The organism is Flavobacterium hibernum (genome assembly GCF_000832125.1).
Classification (GTDB): Bacteria; Bacteroidota; Bacteroidia; order Flavobacteriales; family Flavobacteriaceae; genus Flavobacterium; species Flavobacterium hibernum.
In genome coordinates this window covers 245,007-269,487 of the sequence record NZ_JPRK01000007.1, presented here as the reverse complement: position 1 = coordinate 269,487, position 24,481 = coordinate 245,007, and the positions used below count along the sequence as shown (strand labels likewise).

The window sequence follows — 24,481 nt, the reverse complement described above, 5'->3', positions numbered from 1 at the left end:
TAATACCACAATAAATATTTCGCATTTATGCCAACTCCCAAAATAAAAAGAGGCTATCGTAAAACTCGTTACATACTTTACAAAGAAACTTTAGTCGATTACAAAGAGCACTTTTGGTCATTTTTAGGATCATTCGTTGGAATTGGAATTTTATCATACCTTCAATCCATACACTTTTCAGGAAATGATATGGTGTATTTAATTGGATCTTTTGGAGCCTCAAGTGTATTAATTTATGGTATTATCCAAAGTCCATTTTCACAACCACGAAACTTAATTGGTGGTCATTTAATCTCTGCATTTATTGGCGTAACTGTAAATAAATTGGTTCCGGATATTGTTTGGATAGCCGCTCCATTGGCCGTTTCACTTTCCATTATATTTATGCAAATTACCAAAACTTTACATCCGCCGGGAGGAGCAACTGCACTTATTGCTGTTACGGCTTCTAGCCAAATAAAAGATTTAGGATATATGTATGTTATTTCTCCCGTTTTAATTGGTGTGTTAATTCTGTTTATAACAGCATTAATATTCAACAATATGACTTCAAGCAGGTCATATCCTAGTCATAGTACTTACCATAAACACTATCACAAGATTAGAAAACGTTTGGTTAGGAAATAGAAATTATTCAGTTTTACTTGTCATTTCGAAGAACGAGAAATCCCACATCAAACTAAGCGAATAATTGTCGATAAGCTTTGCCTGTTATCTAGTGTGATTTCTCGTTCCTCGAAATGACAAACTACATCGACTTCTAAATAATCTAAAATCTTTTCAACAAATCTCAATTCCTAATTCGTATTTCGTTTTTTATATTTTACCTTTGAGCTTTCAATAAAAACAAAGATTATGGTTTATAAATTTAGAGTAATTCTAGACGCCGAAGAAGATATTTTTAGAGACATTGCAATTCTTGAAGACGATACTCTTGAGGATTTACACAATGCAATCTTCAACGCTTTTGGTTTTGACGGAATGGAAGTAGCTTCGTTTTATACTTGCGATGAAACTTGGAATCAAGAAGATGAAATTCCGCTTTTTGATACAGGTGATGTTCCGGGTGAACAACGAACTATGGGCGATTATCCATTATCTTCTATCTTAGACAAGGAAAACACTAAAATTATCTACGTTTACGATTTTATCAATATGTGGACTTTCTTAGTTGAATTGGCTGCTATTGAAGATCAAATCGCAGGAGCTCCTTATCCTGAAACTTTATTTTCGCATGGAGAAATGCCTGATGATTCTGGAGAAAAAAGCTTTGAAGCTGATATGCACGACGACATCTACGGCGAGTTTGAAGATGATTTAGACGAAGAAGATCTAGACATGTTCGAAGGCGATGACAGTTTTGAAGATTACGGATTTGAAGAAAATTGGAATTAGTCTTTTAGAGGTACAGAGGTTTAGAGTTACAAAGGTTTAGAGGTTTTTATTTTAAATCTTTGATTTAAAAAGTAGGAATATTTTTATTTTTGTATTTATTTTTTTAAATACAAACAATATGAATACTTTTCGTGACCTTTTGATTTGGCAAAAATCAATGAACTTAGTTACCGAGATTTACCAAATAACAAATTCATTTCCTAAAGAAGAAATTTATGGACTATCTTCACAAATCAGAAGATGTTCAATATCAATACCCAGTAATATTGCAGAAGGTTATGGCAGAGATGGAAATAATGATTATTTACGATTTTTAAACATTTCAATTTCGTCATTATTCGAAATGCAAACGCAACTTGAAATCTCATTCAATTTAAAGTATATAAACGAGAATCAATTTAATAAAATAAATGGAGAAAGCAGAGAAATAGAACGAATGTTAAGTGCTTTTATTAGAAAAATAAAAGCCCGTAACTAACCTTTGTCCCTTTGATCCTCTGCCACTCTGAACCTAAATAAATACATGATAAATCTTTTCAACACCCACATCGAGACGCTTGCGATACACCGCGTAGGAAACAAAAGCAGAAACGAAGCAATTTTTTTATCGGAACAACCTTTTAACTTAAATGATGAAATTGTTCCCTTGGTAAAAGAATACTTCTTTAAGCCTTTTAGAGAGAAAGAAGAAAACTATTATCAGTTTGCGCACGAAGTCGATTTGGATTACAACGACATGTTTAAATATGCTACAGAGATTTTTGATAATCCTGCGAATTTACAGGAGATTTCAAAAAGAATCACTACACATTTATTCGAACAGTCTAATCACCCGCACATTAAAAACGGAGAGGTTTATGTAACGTATTTAACAAATTTAAGTATCGACAATAATGTTGTTGATGCTATCGGAATTTTTAAAAGTGAGTTACAAGCCGACTTTTTACAATTTGAAGAGAAAGACAGTAACCTGGAAATGATTTTGCAACAAGGTATTAACCTGAGCAAATTGGATAAAGGTTGTTTGATTTTTAATTACAAAAAAGAAGAAGGTTATAAAATTCTAACTGTAGACAGTAACCGTTATGATGCACGTTACTGGTTAGAGCACTTTTTATCTGTTGATGCTTTTGAAGATGAAAACTTCATCACTAAAAAATACTTAAAATTCTGCCAGAACTTCGCAAAAGATGTTGTTTTACCGGCAGAAGACAAAAAAGAAGAAGTAATGTTTATGAACCGTTCTGTAAATTATTTTGCAAAAAACGATCAGTTTGAAGAACAAAATTTCTTAAATGAAGTATTAGACAATCCAGACTTAATTCCTGAATTCAAAAATTACAAAGTTGATAAAGGAGAAAAATATAGCATCGAAGATGTAACCTCATTCCCTATTGCAAACGCAGCAGTTTCTGACGCCAGAAAATCGATTAAAAACGTTATTAATCTAGATACTCACATTCAGATTAAAATGGATTTTATCAATCCTGAAAGTGCAGAAAAATTTGTTGAAAAAGGTTGGGATGAAGAAAAACAAATGTATTACTACCTAGTTTACTTCAACAAAGAAGAAAAAAGCTAGAAGTCATTCATTTTCTATTACTTACTTAAAACAAAAAACGGCAACTACATTAGTAATTGCCGTTTTTTATTTTAATTATTCGTTAAATTATAATACAGAAAATAAAGCTTTTATAATATCATCGTAAACTTGTTTATCTCTTTCGCCAGTACGCGCCAAAACCCGAATTCCAGAATAATTGTTAAAAATAAATCTAGCCAAAACTTTTGCTTCATTACTTTTAGAAATCTGATCTAAATCTTGGCCTTTTTGTACCGCATTTGTAAAAACCTCTTCCATTTTCTGACTGTTGCTCTTTACTATTTTGGCTATTTCTTCATCATGCATCGCAAGTTCTATAGACGAATTTACCATAAAACAACCTTTTGTAATTCTATCGTCGAGACTTTCTACAACAGCTTGTTTAAAAATATCGTGTAAAGTTTCTTTGATATTCTCCGATTTGTCAAAAAGCTCAATAATTTGATCTTGTGCATTTTTCTGATAACGTCGCAACGATTGGGCAAAAAGCTTCTGCTTGTCTCCAAAAGTGTCGTACAAACTAGAACGGCTTAAACCTAAATGCATTACTAAATCCTGCGCCGAAGTTCCGTTGTACCCTTTGTGCCAAAAAATCTCAATAGCTTTATCTAAAACCTGATCTTCTTTAAACTCCTTTGTTCTAGCCATGATTACTTTATTAAATTACTTTGCAAAGATATAAAATACGGAACAATCGTTCCTGAATTTGCTCAAAAAAAATATAATTAAACTACAGCGTTAACAGTAAGTCCACCATCTACAACAATTTCAGTTCCAGTTATAAATGACGCATCGTCTGAAGCAAGGAATCTAACTGTTTTAGCAACTTCTGAAGCTTGTCCAAAACGTTTCAATAGAATTTTTTCTCCCAAAACTGATCCAAAACCTTCTACTTCTTCTTTTTCTAAACCTAATTTTCCATAAAGCGGAGTTTCGATAGGACCAGGAGAAACGGCATTAACTCTAATTTTTCTAGGCGCTAATTCTGTAGCAAAAACACGATTTAATGATAGAACCGCAGCTTTACTTGCAGCATAAACACTTGAATTTGGCATACCAACATGAGCATTTATTGAAGTATTAAAAATAATTGAACCTCCATCATTTAAGATTGGTAATACTTTTTGAACGGTAAAATAAACCCCTTTTACGTTTACATTCATAATACTGTCATAATGCTCTTCTGAAGCAAAATCTACCGGAGCAAAAGCAGCAGTTCCAGCATTAAGAAATAGAATATCTACTTTACCAAATTGCGCTGCAACTTGCTCTACTAAACTGTCAATAGATTTTAAATCTGATTGATCTGCTACAATTCCTGTTACTTTTAATTCTGTCTCAGCTTTTGCCAAGGCTTCTTTGTTTCTACCTGTTACAATTACTTTCGCTCCTTGTGCCACAAATTCTGCTGCCGCTGCGTAACCAATTCCACTATTTCCACCTGTTACAATTGCTACTTTGTTTTCTAAATTTTTCATTTTATTATTTTTTAAGTTATTGATTATTCAATTATTACACTACAAAGATATAATAACGGAACGATCGTTCCGTTATTATTAATGTTAATATTTAGTTAAAATACAAAACTTACACAAAATATCCCCATTTATAAAGGCTTACAGCGCTATTATATCCAGCGAAAGAAACTGCAAAATGCTGTTGATTCTTAATTTATGCTTAATTTTGTAGTCTAAAAACAAATTCAGATGGATATTCATTTATACAACGAAAGTCCCTTTAAAACCATAATTTCATTTCATAAACTAATTGAATCTTTTGAAGAAATTGCTTTATCAAATGTTGATTACAGAGCGAACTACGCAAAAGCAATTTTAAAACAAATAGAACCAATTCCGGAATTACGAACCGGAATTGAAAATTTTGATATTATTAAAAATAATGAAGCCGTGATTAAATATCTTTTGGCAGATTTATTTCCAACGGCTTTGACTAACAATGAAATTAAAGCGGTTACCATTCCATTTCAAAATCTATCATTTAATTATACAGAACGTTTCAAAAAAATCCTAAGTAACGCGGGCTCTGAGTTCGACATGGAAATTCGAGACTTTGATGATCATCAATTCTATATCAATAATTGTTGTTTAATTTTAAGTAGTTATTATAAACAGCATATTGACTTTAATAAACCTTTTTTCTATGATATTCCGGACGAAGAGGGTGTAGAAAAACATTATCGCATTTTGTATAATGCAGATTTCATGGAAATTATTCCAACTGAAAATTCCTTGCATTTAACTCAAGATGATATTGATTTGTTGCTTGACAATTACAACGATATTGAACTTTGGAAAACAAAATTTCCTAAAGGAAGCTGGACTTTAAAAGGTTTTGGAATTGTTTCATTATTTGATGCTACTACAGAAAGTGCTATTTCTAATCTGAAAAGTAACTTATTAAAACCTGATTCAAAATCTGTTGCAACAGATGAAATTATAGCTAATATTTTTAAATCGATTTTTAAAATTCCTGATTTAAGAGTTGGTTTTATTGTTTACAATCCTGAAGAAGAAAAGTTTATTAGACCTATAAAATTTGAAACTCAACTGCAAAGTTTCTTACTTTCAAAAGATCAGGAAGTCGATTGTAAGAATGCTCTTTTTGGATGTTCTTTCGAAAAATTATTAGACAAAAAAGAACCTTTGGTTATTTCTAATGTAAAAAAATTCATTGAAGAATCAGACAATAAAAAGCTTGGCGAACATTTATTAAAGCAAGGTATTATGAGTTGTGTCTTTGCTCCAATTATAAAGGACGGACATTTACTGGGCGTTGTAGAACTGGTTTCTTCAACTCTAAGAGGTTTAAATAGTGTTAACGCAACTAAACTGGAATTGGTTTTACCGTATTTAACGGATACTATTGATCGTTACAATACGGATATGCAACATCAAATTGAAGCTATTATTCAACGTGAATATACTACGATTCACCCAAGTGTGTATTGGAAATTTAAACGTGAATCTCAAAATTACTTTCAGAATATTAATCATACTAAAGATTATATTTTTAAGGAAATTGTGTTTAAAAATGTTTACCCTTTATATGGACAAATAGACATTAAAGGTTCATCTGAACATAGAAATGAAACGGTAAAAAAAGATCTTCAAAACCAATTAACGGCTTTATTAAAGATATTTGAATCGCAAGATCCTAATACTAATTTGGTGTTACTGGAGCAAAGAAAATTTGAATTGGAATCATTCCGAGATGAATTGAATTTTCCTTTAAAAGCTGATACAGAACAGCATATTCAACGTTATATCGAAGAAGAAATTCATCCGCTGTTAAAGAATACGAAAGAGACTGAAAAAAGCGAAAAACTGGAACGTTTGTATTTTGAAAGCTTGGATGAAAAAAGCGGATTGTTTTATCAAGAGCGCAAGAAATTTGATAATGCAATGTCTATTATAAATAAAAAACTGGCTTCGGTTTTGGACAAAAAACAAATTGAAGCACAACAAATTTATCCGCATTATTACGAACGTTTTAAAACAGATGGTGTAGAACATAATCTCTATATAGGAGCATCGATCGCTCCAACGAAACCTTTTGATATTATGTATTTGCACAACTTGCGTTTGTGGCAATTGCAAACGTTATGCGAAATGGAATTGGAACATCATCAGCTTAAAGCTTCTTTGCCTTATGAACTGGATGTTACTTCGTTGATTTTGGTTTTTAGTGCTCCGCTTTCGATTCGTTTTAGAATGGATGAAAAACGTTTTGATGTTGACGGAACTTACAACGCAAGATATGAGGTTGTAAAAAAACGTATTGATAAATCGAACATTAAAGGAAGTAGCGAACGTATTACTGAAAAGGAAAAAATAACGATTGTGTATTCGCAAAATAGCGAAGAAACTGAATATTTAAAATATATTAAATACTTGCAACACAAGAAAATTCTCGAACCATCAATTGAACAATTTGAAGTCGAAGATCTACAAGGTGTTTCTGGTTTAAGAGCAATTCGTGTGAAAGTAATAAATAATAATGCTAATCCTGTGGCGCAAAAAATTACGTATCAGGATTTATTAGATGAACTTAACTAATTAATGCATGCAGATTTAGTATCCGCATTTTTGTTATCTCGATTTCGAATGACAAAACTATTTTTTTTATTCTTTTCAACGGATTAAAATCCGTTGCTACAAAATAGATCGTTCCTTCGGAACTTTTTACAAAAAAAAACGTAAACTTGAAATATAGTATATTATATAGTCTTGTCATTCCGAGGAACGAGGAATCTTCACGAGTAGCTCGACAATTTAGGAAAAACTTTGTGTTAGTTTCTTGCGGAGATTCCTCGTCCCTCGGAATGACAAAAATGCGGTTATAACTGCTTAATCATGTTTATTTTGACAAAGCTTTTAACTTACTCAACCAAAAATTAAATCGATTTAAAAGCGATAACAAAAGAGATTACGGTTATGATAATTCCAATCATAAAAAAGTTATACGCAATTCGTAGCAATTTATATTTGCGCTGTAAAACCAATCCCAGATAATATAAATCTTTGATCATGGTTGAATATAAATAATCGCGATCTTTCATCATTTCGTTCATTGCCCAATCATATTCTTCGAGCGGCATTTTGTAGAAATTTCCAAAAAACAATAAGTTTATTTTCTTTGCCTCAATGTCTTCGCGGGTAAAAACGCCGGTTGTTACTTTTGGTCTTGTCGAAAGAATAGCAAAAATTATAGTAATAACGCTAGACATCAACATTATGAAAGTTGGAATTACTAAATGGGCATTTTTAGGACTGTCTAATTTTGGAATAATAGAAGATAGTGCAATCGAAATAATAATAGCATTTACAGAAAGTAAGATATTAGCTTTACTATCAGCAATTCCGCTTAAGCGTGTATGATTTCCTAGAGTGACACGAAACAAAGTATCGACACCACGATCTGGTTTTTCGATTTTATTATTCTTTTTGTTCTCGGCTTCAACGGCATCTGCGGCTTTCTTTGCTTGTTTCTTGATTTTCTTTTGTACCAGAAGTAGGTTTTTCTCTTTTAAAGGTTGCCACTTTCGTTGCGCATAATCCGTATAAAAACGGTGTTTATTCAGTAAAAAATTCAAATTCTCTTTTGCCCACTCTTCATTAGAAAAATTTAAATTCCAAGTGTTTTTCAATTCAATGCGCAATAGTTCACAAGTAGTTGCGTACTCTGTTCCCATTAAATGAGCAAAATCGGCATCTTTAATTATTTTTTCTAAATGTGTTTTTGGAATATATTCTTTAACAGTTGCCATTATCAAATTCGAAACTTTGGCAATAAATTCATCAGATTGTTCTTTCTCTTTCAAAAAAGCGGTTGCAATTTTCACGCTCTCTTTTTCGTGATTTTCATAACCTGTAATGTAGCCCGTATCATGAAACCAAGCGGCAATCAAAAGCATTTCTTTTTCATCATCGTTTACTTCCTCTTTTTTGCAAAGCTCTTTAACCGCATTTACAACTGTTAAAGTATGGTTGAAATTATGGTAAGAATATAGATTAGAAAGTTTATCTTTGAGTAAATTACTGACGAAATCCTCGGATTGTTCTATTAGATTCATAAAGAATATTTTTATACCACTAAATTATGAAATTGTTTTTGGATAATCATTTTATTGCGAAAATTAAAACCTTTTCTTTAACAATAGCACTACTACTGCTCTTTTATTCCTGCGCAACGCACAAGGCACAATACGGAAAAGATGTTAGTGCTGTCGATACAGAAAACGCAACTGATACTATAAAAATTGCTCACACTTTTTATTTAGTGGGCGATGCCGGAAATGCAGACGAAAAACAAGCTCAGGAAACTTTAGAATTACTGCACCAAAAACTAAAAAAAGCCAGTAAAAAATCTACTTTACTTTTTCTTGGAGACAATATTTACCCTAAGGGTTTTCCTAGTGATAATAATGCTGAAGAGAAAACTTTGGCAGAAACAAAACTTACAAATCAATTAAAACTAACAAAAGGCTTTAAGGGAAAAACAATTGTTATTCCGGGAAATCACGATTGGTATAGTGGCATAAAAGGCTTGGAACTTCAGGCTGATTTTGTGAATAAATATCTTAACGATAAAAAAGCTTTTTTACCCCGAAAAAGTTGTGCTATTGAAGATGTAAAAATTGACAGTACTGCAACGTTGGTAACAATTGACAGTGAATGGTTTCTAGAAGACTGGAACAATCATCCTACGATCAATGATAATTGTGATATTAAAACAAGGGAAGACTTTTTTGATGAATTAGAAAGTATCTTAAATAAAAATCAGGAAAAAACAGTAATTCTTGCTATTCATCATCCATTAATGAGTAATGGTTCACACGGTGGTCAATATTCTTTAGAAAAACAATTATTCCCTTTAGAACAAAAAATACCGCTTCCGGTAATTGGTTCGATTATTAATTTATTGCGAAAAACATCTGGAGCAAGTCCGCAAGACATTCAAAATAAGCAATACACGATTTATGCCAAGCGTATTAAAACACTTTTGCAAAAACAGAAAAATGTAATTGTAGTTTCTGGACATGATCACAATTTACAATATGTAAACAAGGAAAATATCAAGCAAATTATTAGTGGTGCAGGATCTAAATCTGAAGCAGCAAGAGCCATAAATTCAACTGAATTCTCTTATGGAGGAAATGGCTATGCGACATTGACCTTGTTTAAAAGTGGAGATGCAAAAGTGACTTACTTTGGAAATGAAAATAATCACGAAAAAAAGCTTTATGAACAAGAAATTATAAAAGCTAAAGAAATAAACTGGGCTTCAGATATTCCAAATAATTTTCCGCAAAAAATTACTACTTCAATTTATTCTGAAAAAATGACCCAAAAAAGTCTTGTTCATAAATTCTTATTTGGGAATCATTACAGAAAATATTACAGCTTACCTATCGAAGCCAAAACGGCTACATTAGATACTTTGATGGGTGGTTTAAAACCTATTCGAGAAGGTGGCGGACATCAATCAATTTCTTTACGATTGTCAGATTCTAAAGGACGTGAATATGTTATGCGCGCCATGAAAAAAAGTGCTACTCAGTTTTTACAATCTGTAGCTTTTAAGGATCAATACATTGTAAATGATTTTGAAGATACTTATGCCGAGAACTTTTTACTGGATTTCTATACTACAAGTCATCCTTATACTCCATTTGCTGTTGGAAATTTGGCTGATAAACTAGGACTTCCGCATACTAATCCTGTTTTGTATTATATACCGAAACAAAATGCTTTAAAGGAATTTAATTCGAATTTTGGCGATGGATTGTATATGGTTGAAGAAAGACCCGCAGATAATCATTTGGATGCTAAAAGCTTTGGTAATCCTACCGATATTATTAGTACTTCGGACATGATGAAGAATCTTCATAAAGATGAAAAATATACGGTTGACGAAAATGAATATATAAAAGCTCGTTTGTTTGATATGCTTATTGGCGATTGGGACAGGCACGACGATCAATGGCGTTGGGGCGAGTATAAACAGGAAAATAAAATTGTTTACAAACCAATTCCCCGCGATCGCGATCAGGCTTTTTCTAAATATGACGGAACGTTGCTTTCGCTATTAATGAATATTCCGGCACTTCGTCATATGCGAACTTTTAAGGCTAAAATCGACAATGTAAAATGGCTGAACAGAGAACCTTATCCGCTTGATTTGGCTTTCTTGAAAACATCTGATAGAAAGGACTGGATTACACAAGCCAAATATATTCAGGAGAATTTAACTGATCGTGATATCGATAATGCTTTTAAAAGTTTGCCTAAAGAAGTTCAGGATGGAACAATTGAAGATATCAAACAAAAATTAAGAAGCAGAAAAGGAGATCTTCAAAAATATGCTTCAGAATATTTTGATGTTTTAAGTCATACTGTAATGATTGCGGGAACGGATAAAAAAGACAAATTCGTTATCAATCATAATGCTAAAAATAGTATCGAAATTCAAGTTTTCCGTATTAAGAAAGAAGGTGAAGAATTGGTGTACTCTAAAAACATAAACGATGATAAAACTAAAAATCTTTGGATTTATGGTTTAGACGATAATGATGTTTTTCAGGTAACCGGCAATCACAAATCGAAAACAAAAATTCGCTTGATTGGCGGACAAAACAATGATACTTATAATATTGAAAACGGAAAAAGGGTAATTGTTTATGATTTTAAATCAAAAGAGAATACTTATAATTTGGACTCAAAAGCTCAAAAACAGCTTACTGATGATTATGATGTAAACTTATACAATTACGAAAAACCAAAATATAATGTGGTATCCGGATTGCCTAATATTGGTTATAATCCTGATGATGGTGTAAAATTTGGTTTTAACTTAAATTATACGGTTAACAATTTCAAACAGAATCCGTATACTCAAAAACACATTTTAAATGGTTTTTACTACTTTGCAACTGGTGGTTTAGAGTTTAATTATGCTGCTCATTTTCCTGGATTATTAGGCAAATGGGTTATTGATGTTGAATCGCAATATACTACTCCAAGTTTTACGGTGAATTATTTTGGCTACGGAAATGAAACTGCAAATAATACGGACACATTTGGAATGGATTATAATCGTGTTCGTATTCAGAAATTTAATGTTTCCGGGGCTATTAGACATGTTGGCAGATATGGAAGTGAATTTAGTATTCAACCAATGTTACAACAATTGAGAGTTGAAGAAACGGAGAATAGGTTTATTGACACTCCAAACATTATAAATCCAAATGTTTTTGAAAGTCAGGTTTATGGTGGTGCAAAAATTAAGTATCATTTTAAAAATTCTGATTTTGTGGCGAAACCAACTTTAGGAATTGCTTTTATGGCCGCAGCAACCTGGATAACGAATTTGAATGACACGAAACAAAACTTTCCAACTATCGAAAGTTACTTAGGAATTACGCATAAGATTGATCATAACGGAAAATTAGTTTTGGCAACTCTTTTAAAAGGAAAAGCTATTTTGAACAACAATTATGAGTTTTACCAAGGTGCAGCTTTGGGTGGAGATACTGATTTGCGTGGTTATAGAAATGATCGTTTTTTAGGAAATTCTTATTTCTCGCAAAGTACAGATTTACGCTTTTCTATTGGAAAAATTCAACGAACAATTGTTCCTTTTACTTACGGAATTTTAGGTGGATTTGACTACGGAAGAATCTGGCTTGATGGTGAAACTTCGCATAAATGGCATCAGGATTACGGTGGCGGACTTTGGGTGAATGCTGTTAATGTTATAACGGCAAGAATCTCTTATTTTAAATCTCCTGACGAAACCGGAAGGGTTATTTTTGGGGCTGCTTATAGTTTTTAGCTCTTAAGGTTCAATGTAACAAAGGCTCAAAGGGACAAAGTTTTTTTAGCCACGAATTACACAAATTAGCACTAATTTTTAAAATTTTATTTAAAGTTTTAATTCGTAAAAATTTGTGTAATTCGTGGCTTACTTTTTTAATTTAAAGTCCATTTTACGAATTCGCTCATGACTTCTGGCCAGTGTTCTTTATCGTGATTTGCTCGGCCATCGTCGTTAACTTCAAAAAAGTTATGTTCTAACTTTGGATAACGTTTTAAGGTCAAATTGTTCTTAGCATTTTGAATGTAAAATAAAGGTACAATATCACATAAATCTGAAGCTATATCATTTGTTCCGTAGGCAAGATATGTTGGGATTTCGATTTTTAACCAATCATTTATTTGTGGCTTAGAAAAAGATTTCCAAGCTAATAAATACGGTTTTACTTTTATAGAATCGGCATTGTACGATTCGCGCAACATATCGTATTTGTCGTTGATTTTTTCTTCCGCTTCTTGCCAGGTTATTTTTTTTGCCTCCGCTTCTTTTCTATAATTTCGAATCATTTGGTCGATTCTTCCAAAAGGATTTGCACCAAACAAACCCAGTTTGGTTACTTTTTTGTTACTGACTGCAATTGCCGAGGCTACTTTTGAACCTTGCGAATGACCTGCAACAATCAATTTTGAGTTGTCTACCCATTTTTGTTTCTGTAGATATTTTAAAACTGTGTTTGCTCGTTTTTGATAATTCTCTAAGTAATCAGCCAATTCATATTCTAAAGCAAATTCTGTTGGTTTAGTTGGATCTGGAATATAGCAATACGATTCGTTTAAGTTTTTTTCATCAACAATTACGGGTGTTTTTGGCATTGAAATCACAACTAAATGATAGTTTTTTCTAATTTCTTCGATATTAAAATTAGCAACGCCTCCACCAATCATCCACATTGGTTCATCTTTGGATTTTACAAAAAGTGGTAATGGCATTGATCCCTGACAAAACAAAAAAATTGGTTTCTTAGTTTTCAAAACAGTATCAATTACAATAAAATCGATACTATCGTTATTACTTTTTAAATTAAAATGAATAGCCTCTTTGTTGATTACTTCGCCATTTTGAGCAAAAGAGAAATGAAATAAGAAATGAAAGGCAATTAAAAGCAGCGTATTTTTCATAAAGCAATATCTCCAATATTTTTAGTGAAGCATGCCAAATGTAGTAAAAATCTCTAAAAAAACTACTTCAATTTAAATTCATAAAGCTTGCCTCCTACTTTATTTGTTTTTTCATCGGCTATAAGCAACGTATTATTGTCTTTAAAAACTATGGCTTCTTTTTGTGAAAAGTCATTTAGTTTTATTTCGGTTTGAGAACCTTTATGAAATAAATCGCCTTTGTAACCTTTAAACAAAACAATTTTATCATGGCTTAAAAGCACCACTTTTTTTCCGTCAGGGCTAATGGTTGCGCTTGTTAAAACACAATGATTATAATTATTACAGGTTTTAAACTCTCCTATTTTAGTCGCTTTTTGAGTTCCCGGAGCATTTAGTATTTTATAAATAAATGCTGTTCCGTCAAAGTTTTTACTACGGTTCTTGGTAAAGAGATAGAAGTAATTTCCGTACTCAAAAAATCCTTCAACATCAAAGAACATTTCTTTTTTCTTTGGAGGAAATTCTGTTTGTTCCGGATATGAAAATGAAACTTTATATTCGGCTACAGCCACATCTTTATTCAGTTGATTTTTATTGACTTTGTAAATACATAAATCTCTGCGTTCATTATCGTTATTTCCAAAATCGCCAATGTAAATATTACCGCTTTTATCTTTTGTAATATCTTCCCAATCTACATTTGTCGCGTTAGAAACTGTAATTGTTTTGGCAATTTTTCCTTCAGAATTTAAGGCATAAATAGCGTTTTTGTTTCCGCTGTCTTCTAAAGTATATATCAAATTCGTTTCGGGAAAATATGTAATTCCAGAGACTTCTTTTAATTTTTTAGGAAGCGAATAAAGTGTCTTTAAATCACTATTAGATTTTTCCTGACAAGCCAATAAAGCGATAGAAATTCCGAATAAAAAAAACTTTTTCATAATTTTTAAATCTTTAAGTTCAATTTAAACCATGTAAGTCATATAAGTTCATGTAAAAGCAACTTCTTAAATTGACTTATATCGCTTATATGGTAAAAAATTAAATCAAATTTGTATTTTTAAAGTTACGCGTAATAAATTCAAAAGCGGCAAACATAATATGTCCCATCGATTTGGCATTTTTAAATTTCATATCATTGGTATAACGGTATAATTCCATTTTTAGTTGATTCAAATGTTCTTCTGTCGAAATGGTATCGTGACACATAATATTCAAAAGTTTCTTAATTCGATTTTCGGCAGAATGTATACGTTTTGCCAAAATTGCTCTTTCTTCATCTTTGTATTGAATGATTGATCGATCTTCTAATTTCTCCTTGATCAATTTAATCATTGGGTAGTTTTCTTTAAAAAACTGCGGACGATAGACTTTAAAGTTCCCCTCGTAACATTGTTGATCAAAATCGATTGGACGAATTTTATAGACTACTTGATCAAAATCGTGAATTGGAACTATTACATAATTATATGCTCGCATATCGCCCAAAAGTCGAATCATACAACGTTCATTAAACTTAACAAACTCTTTTGCAATTTGCGATTTTTCCATCTCGGTACAACTATCTAATAATGTATCCATGAAAACATCTCCGGGAATTCCAATAATATGCTCTTCGATTAAAGTGTCTTTATAAACCAAAAAGTTAATCTTGTCCGGCGAAAGAATATCTTCAAGTTCCAGCCCGTAAATTCTGGAAGCGTCTGCTTTTTTTATATAAAAATGGACGTAATTATCGTTGAGAATATTACGAACTTTTATTCTAAAAGGTTTCGAATTTCCAAAAGTACAATAATCTATAGCATCAATATTTAAGAACTGAATGATCTCGCTATTTCCATCAGAGTGTAAAAGCGAATAGATTTTTTTTAGATTCAAATCGATTTCATTTCGCTCAAATTCACTGTAATAAACCCGAATCCACAATGTATCTGTATCATTTTTATCATACACATTTATTGAACCTGAAAAACGTAACAAATCATCGTAGAACACTGATACTTTCGAAATACGCTCGTATCGTTCTAAATAACTTAAAAGAGATGGTATTAAAGGATATGAAGGTTTTTTTAAAACCATTAAAGGTTCACTCATTTTTGAATATCTTAATTACAAATTTACATCAATACCATTGATATTAATAAATTTTGCGTAACAATATACAGGTTCAATCGTCATACTTAAAACTAAAACCGAAATAAATTTGGAAACCATACTTACTATTGAGAATCTTCATAAAAGATACGGGCGCATTCAGGCCTTAAAAAATGTATCTTTTGAAATACAAAAAGGACGAGTTTACGGCATCTTGGGCCCAAACGGAAGCGGAAAATCGACAACTTTAGGTATTGTACTAAATGTTGTAAACAAAACTTCGGGCAATTACAGCTGGTTTGGAGGAAAAATACAAACGCATGAAGCCTTAAAAAAGGTTGGCGCTATTATAGAAAGACCCAACTTTTACCCGTACATGACAGCGGAAGAAAATTTGAAATTGGTTTGTAAAATAAAAAGCATCGATTACTCTAAAATCAATGAAAAGCTAGATTTGGTTGGTTTAACGGAAAGAAAAAACAGCAAGTTTAGTACTTTTTCTTTAGGAATGAAACAACGTCTCGCGATTGCATCTGCATTATTAAACGATCCAGAAATTTTAATTCTCGATGAACCTACTAATGGTTTAGATCCGCAGGGAATTCATCAAATTAGAGATATTATAAAAAAAATTGCCTCGCAAGGAACTACAATTTTGCTTGCATCACATTTACTGGATGAAGTCGAAAAAGTATGTTCGCATGTTATTGTTTTAAGAAAAGGCGAAATTCTATATTCGGGTTCTGTTGATGCAATGGCGGCAAACGAAGGTTTTTTTGAACTTATGGCCAATGATAATGCAGCTCTAAAATTAGTCTTACAAGATCATCCAAACATTGATAGAATTGTTGACGAAGACGGAAAAATTTTGGTTTACTTAAAATCAGATTTATCAGCCTCGGAACTAAATCTATTTTTATTTTCTAAAAATATTGCTTTGAGTCATTTAGTAAAACGAAAAAATAGTTTAGAAGCACAATTTTTAGAATTAACCAAAAACAACTAAACCATGAACAGACTTCTCTCTATAGAATTACAAAAAATCTGGAAAAACAAAGCCAGTCGCGTCCTTACTTTAACCTATTTTGTTTTACTTTCATTTATAGCTTTAATTGCTTCAATCAAATTTGATCTTGGAGTTTTTAAATTTCATTTGGCCGAAATGGGAATTTTTAATTTCCCATATATCTGGCACTTTAATACTTATGTTGCCGCTTTACTCAAACTTTTTCTTGCAATTGTGATTGTATCCATGATGGCTAATGAATACAGTTACGGAACATTAAAACAAAATTTAATTGATGGATTGAGCAAAAAAGAATTCATTTTGTCTAAATTTTTAACTGTTGTACTTTTTGCTTTCTGCTCCACTATTTTTGTTTTTGTGATGAGTTTAATTCTTGGATTATGCTTTTCATCGTATACAGAATTTGGTATTATTTTTACAGATCTTGATTACCTTCTCGCCTTTTTTGTAAAACTAACAGGTTTCTTTTCTTTCTGTTTATTTTTAGGAATTTTGGTGAAACGTTCCGCTTTTGCTTTAGGCTTTCTTTTAGTTTGGAGTATAATTGAAGGAATTTTAAAAGGAATTTTAGTTTTTAAAATTTTTCCAGATAGTAATACTGGTCATTACATTACACAATTTTTTCCTTTAGAGGCAATGTCAAACTTAATTATTGAACCTTTTTCAAGATTATCCGTAATAAGAAGCATTGGAACACAAATTGGCGTAGAAAACACTAAAGATTATGGCGTTCATTATCTTTCTGTTTTGATTGTTTTGATTTGGACTTTTTTATTTGTGTATTTTTCTTACAAATTATTAAAGAATAGAGATTTATAGTATATTTGTTTTACTATGAATTATTTTAAAAGTTTTATTTTCCTCCTCTTTATTTATTGCATTCCAGCAAGGGTTAATGCGCAATTTATAACTATTGATGATCAGAGAACACCACAGTACCTTATTGAAAATGTTTTAATCAATAGTTCTTGTGCTGTTGCATCAAATGCTACGGGGAGCGGAGATACTTTTAGAGCGGGGAAACAAAGTTTTGCTTATTTTAATGGTAACGGAAGTAGTTTCCCTTTTAGGGAAGGAATAATATTAGCAACATCAACAGCTCAAAGTGCTGTTGGTCCATTCGTTAGTGTTGTAAACGAAGGTGCCGATGATAGCCCGTTATGGGGTCGCGATAATGATCTTGATCAAATTCTAGGTATTAGGTCGCTAAATACAACTGTCTTAGAATTTGATTTTGTTGCTTATACAAGTTCGCTGAGTTTTAATTATATTTTTGCTTCAAATGAATATCAATATAATTTTCCTTGTCTATACTCTGATGGATTTGCTTTTTTAATCAAAGAAGCTGGAACTACTGATCCTTATAAAAATTTAGCGGTATTACCCAATACAACTACACCTGTTTCTTCTGTTAATATTCACCCAAAAATTGAACCCGGAACAAGTGTTGGAGGCATTCCATATGTAGGTTGTGCTGCTTCAAATGAAAATTACTTTAACGGTCTTAATACAAATACGAGTCCGGTAAATTATGCAGGACAAACGGTTGTTATGACTGCTCAAGGTACAGTAACTACTGGAAAAAAATATCATGTAAAACTGGTAATTGGTGATGCCGATGTTAGATATCAAAATTCGGCAATTTTTCTGGAAGCCGGAAGTTTTGCCTCAAAAATTGTACTCGGAGAAGATCGTACAATTGCAGCAAATAATCCTGTATGTTTTGGAGAAAATATTACTTTAGACACCAAATTAGATCCTGCTGATTTTACTTTTAAATGGTTTAAGAAAAATGATCCGACTGTCATTCTAGGTACAAATTCGACTTTTGATGTTGTAGAAGCTGGAACTTACAAAGTTGAAGCTACTGTAAATGGAACGGGATGTATATTATCCGGAGAAATTAAAGTTGAATATGCTCCAGAAATTCTTTCTACTAATACTTCTCTTTTTCAATGCGATGATAATTCAGATGGAATTTCAATTTTTGATTTGAATAAAGTAAATAATATTGTTAAAAATAATGTAGCTGACATTTCTAATGCAGGATATTATAAAACATTAAACGACGCGCAAAACAAAACAAATAGAATTGCCACACCTGGAAATTATATCAATGAAAGTAATCCTCAGATTGTATATGCACGTCTTGAAAATACATATGGATGTTATAAAATAGCCGAAGTGACACTCCAAATAGCCAATACGTCAATCGCAGATCCAAACCCAATAAGTACTTGCGATGGAGATGCTCTTCAGGACGGATTATATCATTTCAATCTAGATACCGAAGTTACTCCAAAAATTACAGCGGGACTTCCGAGTGGTCTTACAGCAATTTATTATTTAACAGCCAATAATGCCTTAACCGAAACAAATCCGCTCCCAAATATTTTCAATAATACAATTGCATTTAATCAAACTATTTTTGCACGAGTTGTTAATGGTCCTGATTGTTATGATGTTGTTCCTGTTGAACTTGCTGTAAACACTTTTGACCCACCAAATTTTGAAGATGAATCAGTTTATTTATGCAAAGGTGATCAAATAACACTAACTATAGATTCAGGCTTTAGTAGTTATTTGTGGAATACAGGAGATACTTCTAATTCTATCCCAGTTAATACTGTAGGAGATTATTCCGTAACGGTAAAAGATGTAAATGGTTGCGAAAAAACGAAAAAATTCAAAGTAATTTTATCTGAACCTGCAATTATAACTAATGCTGTAATAAAAGATTTTTCAGGAACTGACAACTCTGTTCTAATAGAGTTTACTGGAGCTGGAAATTATGAATTTTCATTAGACGGCGAGTTTTTCCAAGATAATCCATTGTTCACTGGTGTAAATCCGGGAACTTATAATGCCAGAGTCAGAGACAAAAATGGTTGCGGGTTATCAAATTTATTTTTATTATATGTATTAGATTATCCTCGCTTTTTTACTCCAAACGGCGACGGTTATAATGATTTATGGTTTATTCAGAATTTAGATCAATTTCCTGATTGTAAAATTTACATTTTTGATCGTTACGGAAAATTACTAAAACAAATGAATCAAAATAATACTGGTTGGAACGGACAATTTAATGGTCAACAATTACCTTCAGATGATTATTGGTTTAGCTTACTTTTTGACAACGGAAAAACGATTAAAGGTCATTTTAGCTTGAAAAGATAATTTTTAACCAAGATTATAATTCAATTATTTTTTTCTCGAAATTCTGTAAACATTAATTTTCAAATATTTAATAAATAAAAGATACTCTCTTTCTCACAGAAACTAAAATAAATCTTATTTTTGGTTTGGTTGACTCAATTCATTACACTAACCAAGCCAATGAAAAAAAATTTACTATTCCTGTTATTTCTGTTCTGCTCAATAAATTGTTTCTCACAATTTAGTAAAACACATTACATACCACCATTGACTTGTGCCGATGCATTACCAGCCGAAGATCAATATCTATATATCTCAACTCCGAGTGCTGCAAATGTCAATTTCAAAATCATCGCCAATGGAGGAAGTGTAATTAATGGAACCGTAAATAGTAATAATCCTTATCGCTATTATATTGGAACGGGTTCTAATACTCAATTATTTGTACCTCTTTCTAGCACTGGGATCGTAGCCAACCGCGGCTATATTATAGAAGCTGAAGATCTTATTTATGTAAGCGCGAGAGTCAATGCCGGACTTGGTCAGAATGGAAGTTATAATCATGCCGGAGGATTAGTATCTAAAGGAAATAGTGCTCTAGGTACTACCTTTAGATTAGGCGCCATGTTAAACCCGCTTGCTGATATAACCCTAAGTAATTTTGCTTCTATCATGGCAACAGAAAACGGAACAAAAATTACGATTTCAAATATTGAAAATGGAACCAGACTTCCAAACGGAACAATTGTTTCTGGGCCAATAACGGCAACTTTAAATAAAAACGAAAGCTATGTACTGGGTCTAAATAATACTACTACTGCACAAATCCCATCAAATAGCTCTAAAATAATTGGAGCACTTGTAACGTCTGACAAACCCGTAGTAGTTAATTCAGGTTCATTTGGAGGAAGCAATAGCACATTAGTTGCAGCAACTCAAAATGGTGCTTTAACTCCCATAGGAAGAGATGTTGGTTTTGACCAAATTGTTTCGTTAGAAAAAACAGGAAAAGAATATATTTTTATTAGAGGTCTTGGATCCGATGAATTGGAACGCGTTTTAATAGTAGCGCATTATGATAATACAGAAATACTTTTGAATGGTTCACCAACTCCATTTAAAACTCTAAATAGTGGCGAATACATTGCTATTGATGGAAGCCAATTTAATATTGGAAGTTTATACGTAAAAACATCAGCAAATGTATTTGCATATCAAAGTATTGGAGGAACAACAAGTCCTGCCAACCAAAACTTATTTTTTGTTCCACCTTTAAATTGTGCTACACCAAATTCCGTAGACAATATTCCGCAAATTCAATCTATTGGAAACAATACTTTTAACGGATTTCTAAACATTGTTACTGAAACGGGTGCTACCGTTTTAGTAAATAACAATCCAATCACAGCCGTTCCTGTTGAAATCGAAGGAACAACAGAATTTGTACGCTATATTGTGGCAAATTTATCTGGAAACATTGCTGTAAAATCAACCAAGCAAGTTTATGTATCTTATTTTGGCACTAATGGTGCGGCAACTTATGGAGGTTATTATTCAGGTTTCGACCTTAAACCCGAGATTGTAACTGCTAAAATTGCTTTAAATAGTTCATCATGTATTCCAAATGTATCTTTAAAAATTAATTCCTTATCGTCTTATGATACTTTCCAGTGGTACAAAAATGATGTGCTTATTCCTGGTGAAACGAATAACAATTTCAGCCCTACTCAACCTGGTTTTTATCAAGTAAGAGGAAGTATTTCGGGTTGTGTAAGTGATGTTTTCTCAGACAAAATTCCGGTAAGCGAATGTCCAATTAATATTGACAATGATTTGGCAAACGACAATATTGATATTGATTATGACAATGATGGATTAACAAACTGTCAGGAATCTTACGGAGATTTAGCCTTAAATATCTCCAATTCAAATTCAGGTTTAATTCAAACAGGAACTTATTCCAATTCATTTTCCGGTACAGTTACAAATACAACACCAGCTGCAACTGTTCCTTTTTCAGGAACTTCAGATGGTACTTTTGTTACCGAAGTTATGGCTGGAAAAGGTTCATCTGTAAGTTATACTTTAAATTTTGCAAAACCTGTAAATCTTAGATTAGAATACAGCAATACCGCAAATACAACTGATTTACTAAATCCTGATTCGGAATATATTATTAATTCAGACATTGATAAAACAATCACGGTGCTAAATCCAACTAATCAATTGTTAATTGATACAAATTACGATGGAATTTACGAAAGTGGTGTTACACAATTTTCTTCTTTCGAAATTCGATTTAGATTAAACGGAAACATCCCTTTACAGCCTGGAACAGGCACCTTTAAATTCCAATCTTATCAAACCAAATCTCTAAAAATCACACATAAAAACCTGTCGGATGCAGCTGGAAACAGATCAACATTTAGACTTGTCGCTACTTGTGTTCCAAAAGATACAGACGGAGATGGGATTCCAGACCAACTAGATTTAGATTCAGACAATGACGGAATTCCGGATGTAATCGAATCACAAATAAAACCAATGCCTTTATCTAATATTGACACTAATTTAGATGGACTGGACGACATTTTTGACGCCAATGCAACACCAATTGATACTGATAATGATGGTATTCCAAATTATCTTGATTTGGATAGCGACAATGATGGTATATATGATTTGGTTGAGTCAGGCAGCAATGCGCCAGACGTCAACAAAGATGGAATTATTGACACAACTTCTTTTGGAATAAATGGATTATCGGATTCTTTAGAAACAAATCCTGATAGCGGTATTTTAAATTATACTGTTTCAGATTCTGATGGAGATGGTATAAAAAACTACACAGAACTTGACAGTGACAACGATGGTTGTAATGATGTGATAGAAGCAGGATTTACAGATCCAAATTTTGACGGGCAATTAGGAAATGTGCCAGTAATTATAAACTCAAATGGTATTGTAACCAGCAGAATTGATGGTTACACCACTCCAAATGGCAATTACATTATTGCTACTCCTATTATAATTACTAAACAACCCGAAAATCAGACAGTTTGTGAATTACAAAAAGCAACTTTCAGTATTGAGTCCAACGCCGATACTTTTCAATGGCAACTTTCCACAGATAATGGAAATACTTGGAATGCACTAACCGACAATTCAATTTATTCTGGAACAAAGACTGCTTCTGTTACGGTACAAAAAACAAGTCTGACCATGAATAATTATGAGTATCGTGTATTATTAAATCGAAATAATAATGCTTGCGGACTAACCTCTGCCAACTCAATTAAATTAATTATTCTTGCCTTACCAGTTTTAAACTCGCCAATTGATATCGTTCAATGTGATGATGATACTGATGGAATTTCAAACTTTAATTTAACGGAGAAAAATAGTTTTATTTCAGCAAATTACGCAAACGAAACATTCACTTATTATTCTACTTTGCAAGGAGCGACCTTAAAAGATCCTTCAGTATTAATTTCAAACCCTCTTGTATTTACAAGTAATACTAAACCTATTTGGTCAAGAGTAGAAAACTCAAACGGATGTTTTTCAACCGTACAATTAAACTTGAGAGTTTCAACAACACAAATCGATCCTAATTTTAAAAGATCTTTTAATGTTTGTGATGATTTTATTGATGTTGCTACTAATGACAAAGACGGAATTGCGGCTTTTGATTTTAGCAGTGTAACAACTGACATTCAAGCGATGCTTCCTAGTGCAAGTACTAATTATTCCATCAAATATTATACAAATCAAGCTGATGCTTTGGCAGAAATTAATGTAATTAAAAATCCTTCAAATTTTAGAAACACAACACCAAATCAACAAGAAATTTGGGTTCGTGTAGATAGCAATATCGACAATGCTTGTTTTGGATTAGGAGCTTACATTACACTTAAAGTAAATCCAAGACCCGATATTGACATCAACAATAATAAGAGCGCTGATGAATTAGTATGTTCAAATTTACCAACCTTTTACGTCAAACTCGATGCCGGAATTTTAGGCAATATTCCCGCTAGCACTTATACTTATGTTTGGTCAAAAGACGGAAGCATAATTCCGGGAGAAACAAATGAAACTTTAGATGTAAATGAAGAAGGAAAATATACTGTCGAAGTTTTTACTAAAGATGAAAATAGCTGTAGCAGAATCAGGACCATTATGGTAACTGCTTCTGATGTTGCACGCCTAGATTCTGTTTCTATTTCAGATTTATCAGATTCTAATACTGTTGAAGCAAATGTATCGGGAACAGGAGACTATGAATATAGTATTGATGATCCCAAAGGCCCTTTTCAAGAATCAAATATCTTCGAGAATGTTCGCCCTGGAATACACGATCTTTATGTTTATGATAAAAATGGCTGTGGAACAATTTCAAAAACTATAGCGGTACTGGGAATTCCAAATTTTTTCACTCCAAATAATGATGGTTATAATGATTATTGGAATATAAAAGGAGCAAATGATACTTTTAATTCAACTGCAAAAATTCTTATCTTCGATAGATATGGAAAACTAATCAAACAAATTACTGCATCGTCCAATGGTTGGGACGGAACTTATGCTGGTAATCAAATGCCCTCAGACGACTACTGGTATACGATAAAGCTTGAAGATGGACGAGAAGCAAAAGGACATTTTAGTTTGAAAAGATAGCTTTAAAAAATTTCAATCCCGAGGCTT

General features: G+C 32.2%; 16 protein-coding genes. 10 read left to right on the top strand and 6 right to left on the bottom strand.

Going from position 1 to position 24,481, the window contains the following annotated elements; translation table 11 throughout:
- The first annotated feature begins 27 nt into the window (after positions 1-27).
- From IW18_RS08435 to IW18_RS08420, 4 genes are all read left to right on the top strand, one after another.
- A complete protein-coding gene (locus IW18_RS08435; protein ID WP_041517152.1) occupies positions 28-627 on the top strand; it encodes an HPP family protein in 600 nt (199 codons plus the stop codon).
- 228 nt (positions 628-855) lie between these two features.
- A complete protein-coding gene (locus IW18_RS08430; RefSeq protein ID WP_041517151.1) occupies positions 856-1,395 on the top strand; it encodes an IS1096 element passenger TnpR family protein in 540 nt (179 codons plus the stop codon).
- A 118-nt stretch (positions 1,396-1,513) separates the two neighbouring features.
- Positions 1,514-1,873, top strand: a complete 360-nt coding sequence (locus tag IW18_RS08425; protein WP_041517150.1) for a four helix bundle protein — start codon at positions 1,514-1,516, stop codon at positions 1,871-1,873.
- 45 nt (positions 1,874-1,918) lie between these two features.
- Complete coding sequence (locus IW18_RS08420) at positions 1,919-2,977, top strand: nucleoid-associated protein (RefSeq protein WP_041517149.1); 1,059 nt, start codon at positions 1,919-1,921, stop codon at positions 2,975-2,977.
- Positions 2,978-3,064: 87 nt separating this feature from the next.
- Here the strand turns inward: IW18_RS08420 and IW18_RS08415 are convergent, their stop codons facing one another.
- Complete coding sequence (locus IW18_RS08415; protein WP_041517148.1) at positions 3,065-3,646, bottom strand: TetR/AcrR family transcriptional regulator; 582 nt, start codon at positions 3,644-3,646, stop codon at positions 3,065-3,067.
- A 77-nt stretch (positions 3,647-3,723) separates the two neighbouring features.
- A complete protein-coding gene (locus IW18_RS08410) occupies positions 3,724-4,476 on the bottom strand; it encodes a glucose 1-dehydrogenase (protein ID WP_041517147.1) in 753 nt (250 codons plus the stop codon).
- 228 nt (positions 4,477-4,704) lie between these two features.
- Between IW18_RS08410 and IW18_RS08405 the strand changes: the two genes are divergently transcribed.
- On the top strand, positions 4,705-7,074 hold the full coding sequence (locus IW18_RS08405; RefSeq protein ID WP_041517146.1) for a GAF domain-containing protein: 2,370 nt from the start codon (positions 4,705-4,707) through the stop codon (positions 7,072-7,074).
- A 338-nt stretch (positions 7,075-7,412) separates the two neighbouring features.
- On the opposite strand, the gene IW18_RS08400 is transcribed toward IW18_RS08405, so the two are convergent.
- Positions 7,413-8,591 (bottom strand): Pycsar system effector family protein, encoded by a 1,179-nt coding sequence (locus IW18_RS08400; protein ID WP_041517145.1) that lies wholly within the window; start codon positions 8,589-8,591, stop codon positions 7,413-7,415.
- A 26-nt stretch (positions 8,592-8,617) separates the two neighbouring features.
- Here IW18_RS08400 and IW18_RS08395 point away from each other — a divergent pair, with 26 nt between their 5' ends.
- A complete protein-coding gene (locus IW18_RS08395) occupies positions 8,618-12,352 on the top strand; it encodes a metallophosphoesterase (protein ID WP_041517144.1) in 3,735 nt (1,244 codons plus the stop codon).
- A 137-nt stretch (positions 12,353-12,489) separates the two neighbouring features.
- On the opposite strand, the gene IW18_RS08390 is transcribed toward IW18_RS08395, so the two are convergent.
- The 3 genes from IW18_RS08390 to IW18_RS08380 all read right to left on the bottom strand — a co-directional run bounded on the left by IW18_RS08390 (position 12,490) and on the right by IW18_RS08380 (position 15,588).
- The gene (locus tag IW18_RS08390) at positions 12,490-13,512 is read right to left on the bottom strand and encodes an alpha/beta hydrolase family protein (RefSeq protein ID WP_041517143.1); all 1,023 of its coding nucleotides are present in this window, start codon (positions 13,510-13,512) and stop codon (positions 12,490-12,492) included.
- A gap of 62 nt (positions 13,513-13,574) precedes the next feature.
- On the bottom strand, positions 13,575-14,435 hold the full coding sequence (locus IW18_RS08385; protein WP_041517142.1) for an SdiA-regulated/phytase-like domain-containing protein: 861 nt from the start codon (positions 14,433-14,435) through the stop codon (positions 13,575-13,577).
- A gap of 100 nt (positions 14,436-14,535) precedes the next feature.
- A complete protein-coding gene (locus tag IW18_RS08380) occupies positions 14,536-15,588 on the bottom strand; it encodes a hypothetical protein (protein WP_041517141.1) in 1,053 nt (350 codons plus the stop codon).
- A 109-nt stretch (positions 15,589-15,697) separates the two neighbouring features.
- Between IW18_RS08380 and IW18_RS08375 the strand changes: the two genes are divergently transcribed.
- The 4 genes from IW18_RS08375 to IW18_RS08360 all read left to right on the top strand — a co-directional run bounded on the left by IW18_RS08375 (position 15,698) and on the right by IW18_RS08360 (position 24,454).
- Entirely contained in the window at positions 15,698-16,594 is an 897-nt protein-coding gene (locus IW18_RS08375) for an ABC transporter ATP-binding protein (protein WP_041517140.1), read from the top strand.
- A 3-nt stretch (positions 16,595-16,597) separates the two neighbouring features.
- The gene (locus IW18_RS08370; RefSeq protein ID WP_041517139.1) at positions 16,598-17,434 is read left to right on the top strand and encodes an ABC transporter permease; all 837 of its coding nucleotides are present in this window, start codon (positions 16,598-16,600) and stop codon (positions 17,432-17,434) included.
- A gap of 15 nt (positions 17,435-17,449) precedes the next feature.
- Entirely contained in the window at positions 17,450-19,795 is a 2,346-nt protein-coding gene (locus tag IW18_RS08365; protein WP_041517138.1) for a T9SS type B sorting domain-containing protein, read from the top strand.
- Positions 19,796-19,954: 159 nt separating this feature from the next.
- Positions 19,955-24,454: a T9SS type B sorting domain-containing protein gene (locus IW18_RS08360; protein ID WP_041517137.1), complete on the top strand. Its 4,500-nt coding sequence runs from the start codon at positions 19,955-19,957 to the stop codon at positions 24,452-24,454.
- Positions 24,455-24,481: the final 27 nt, after the last annotated feature.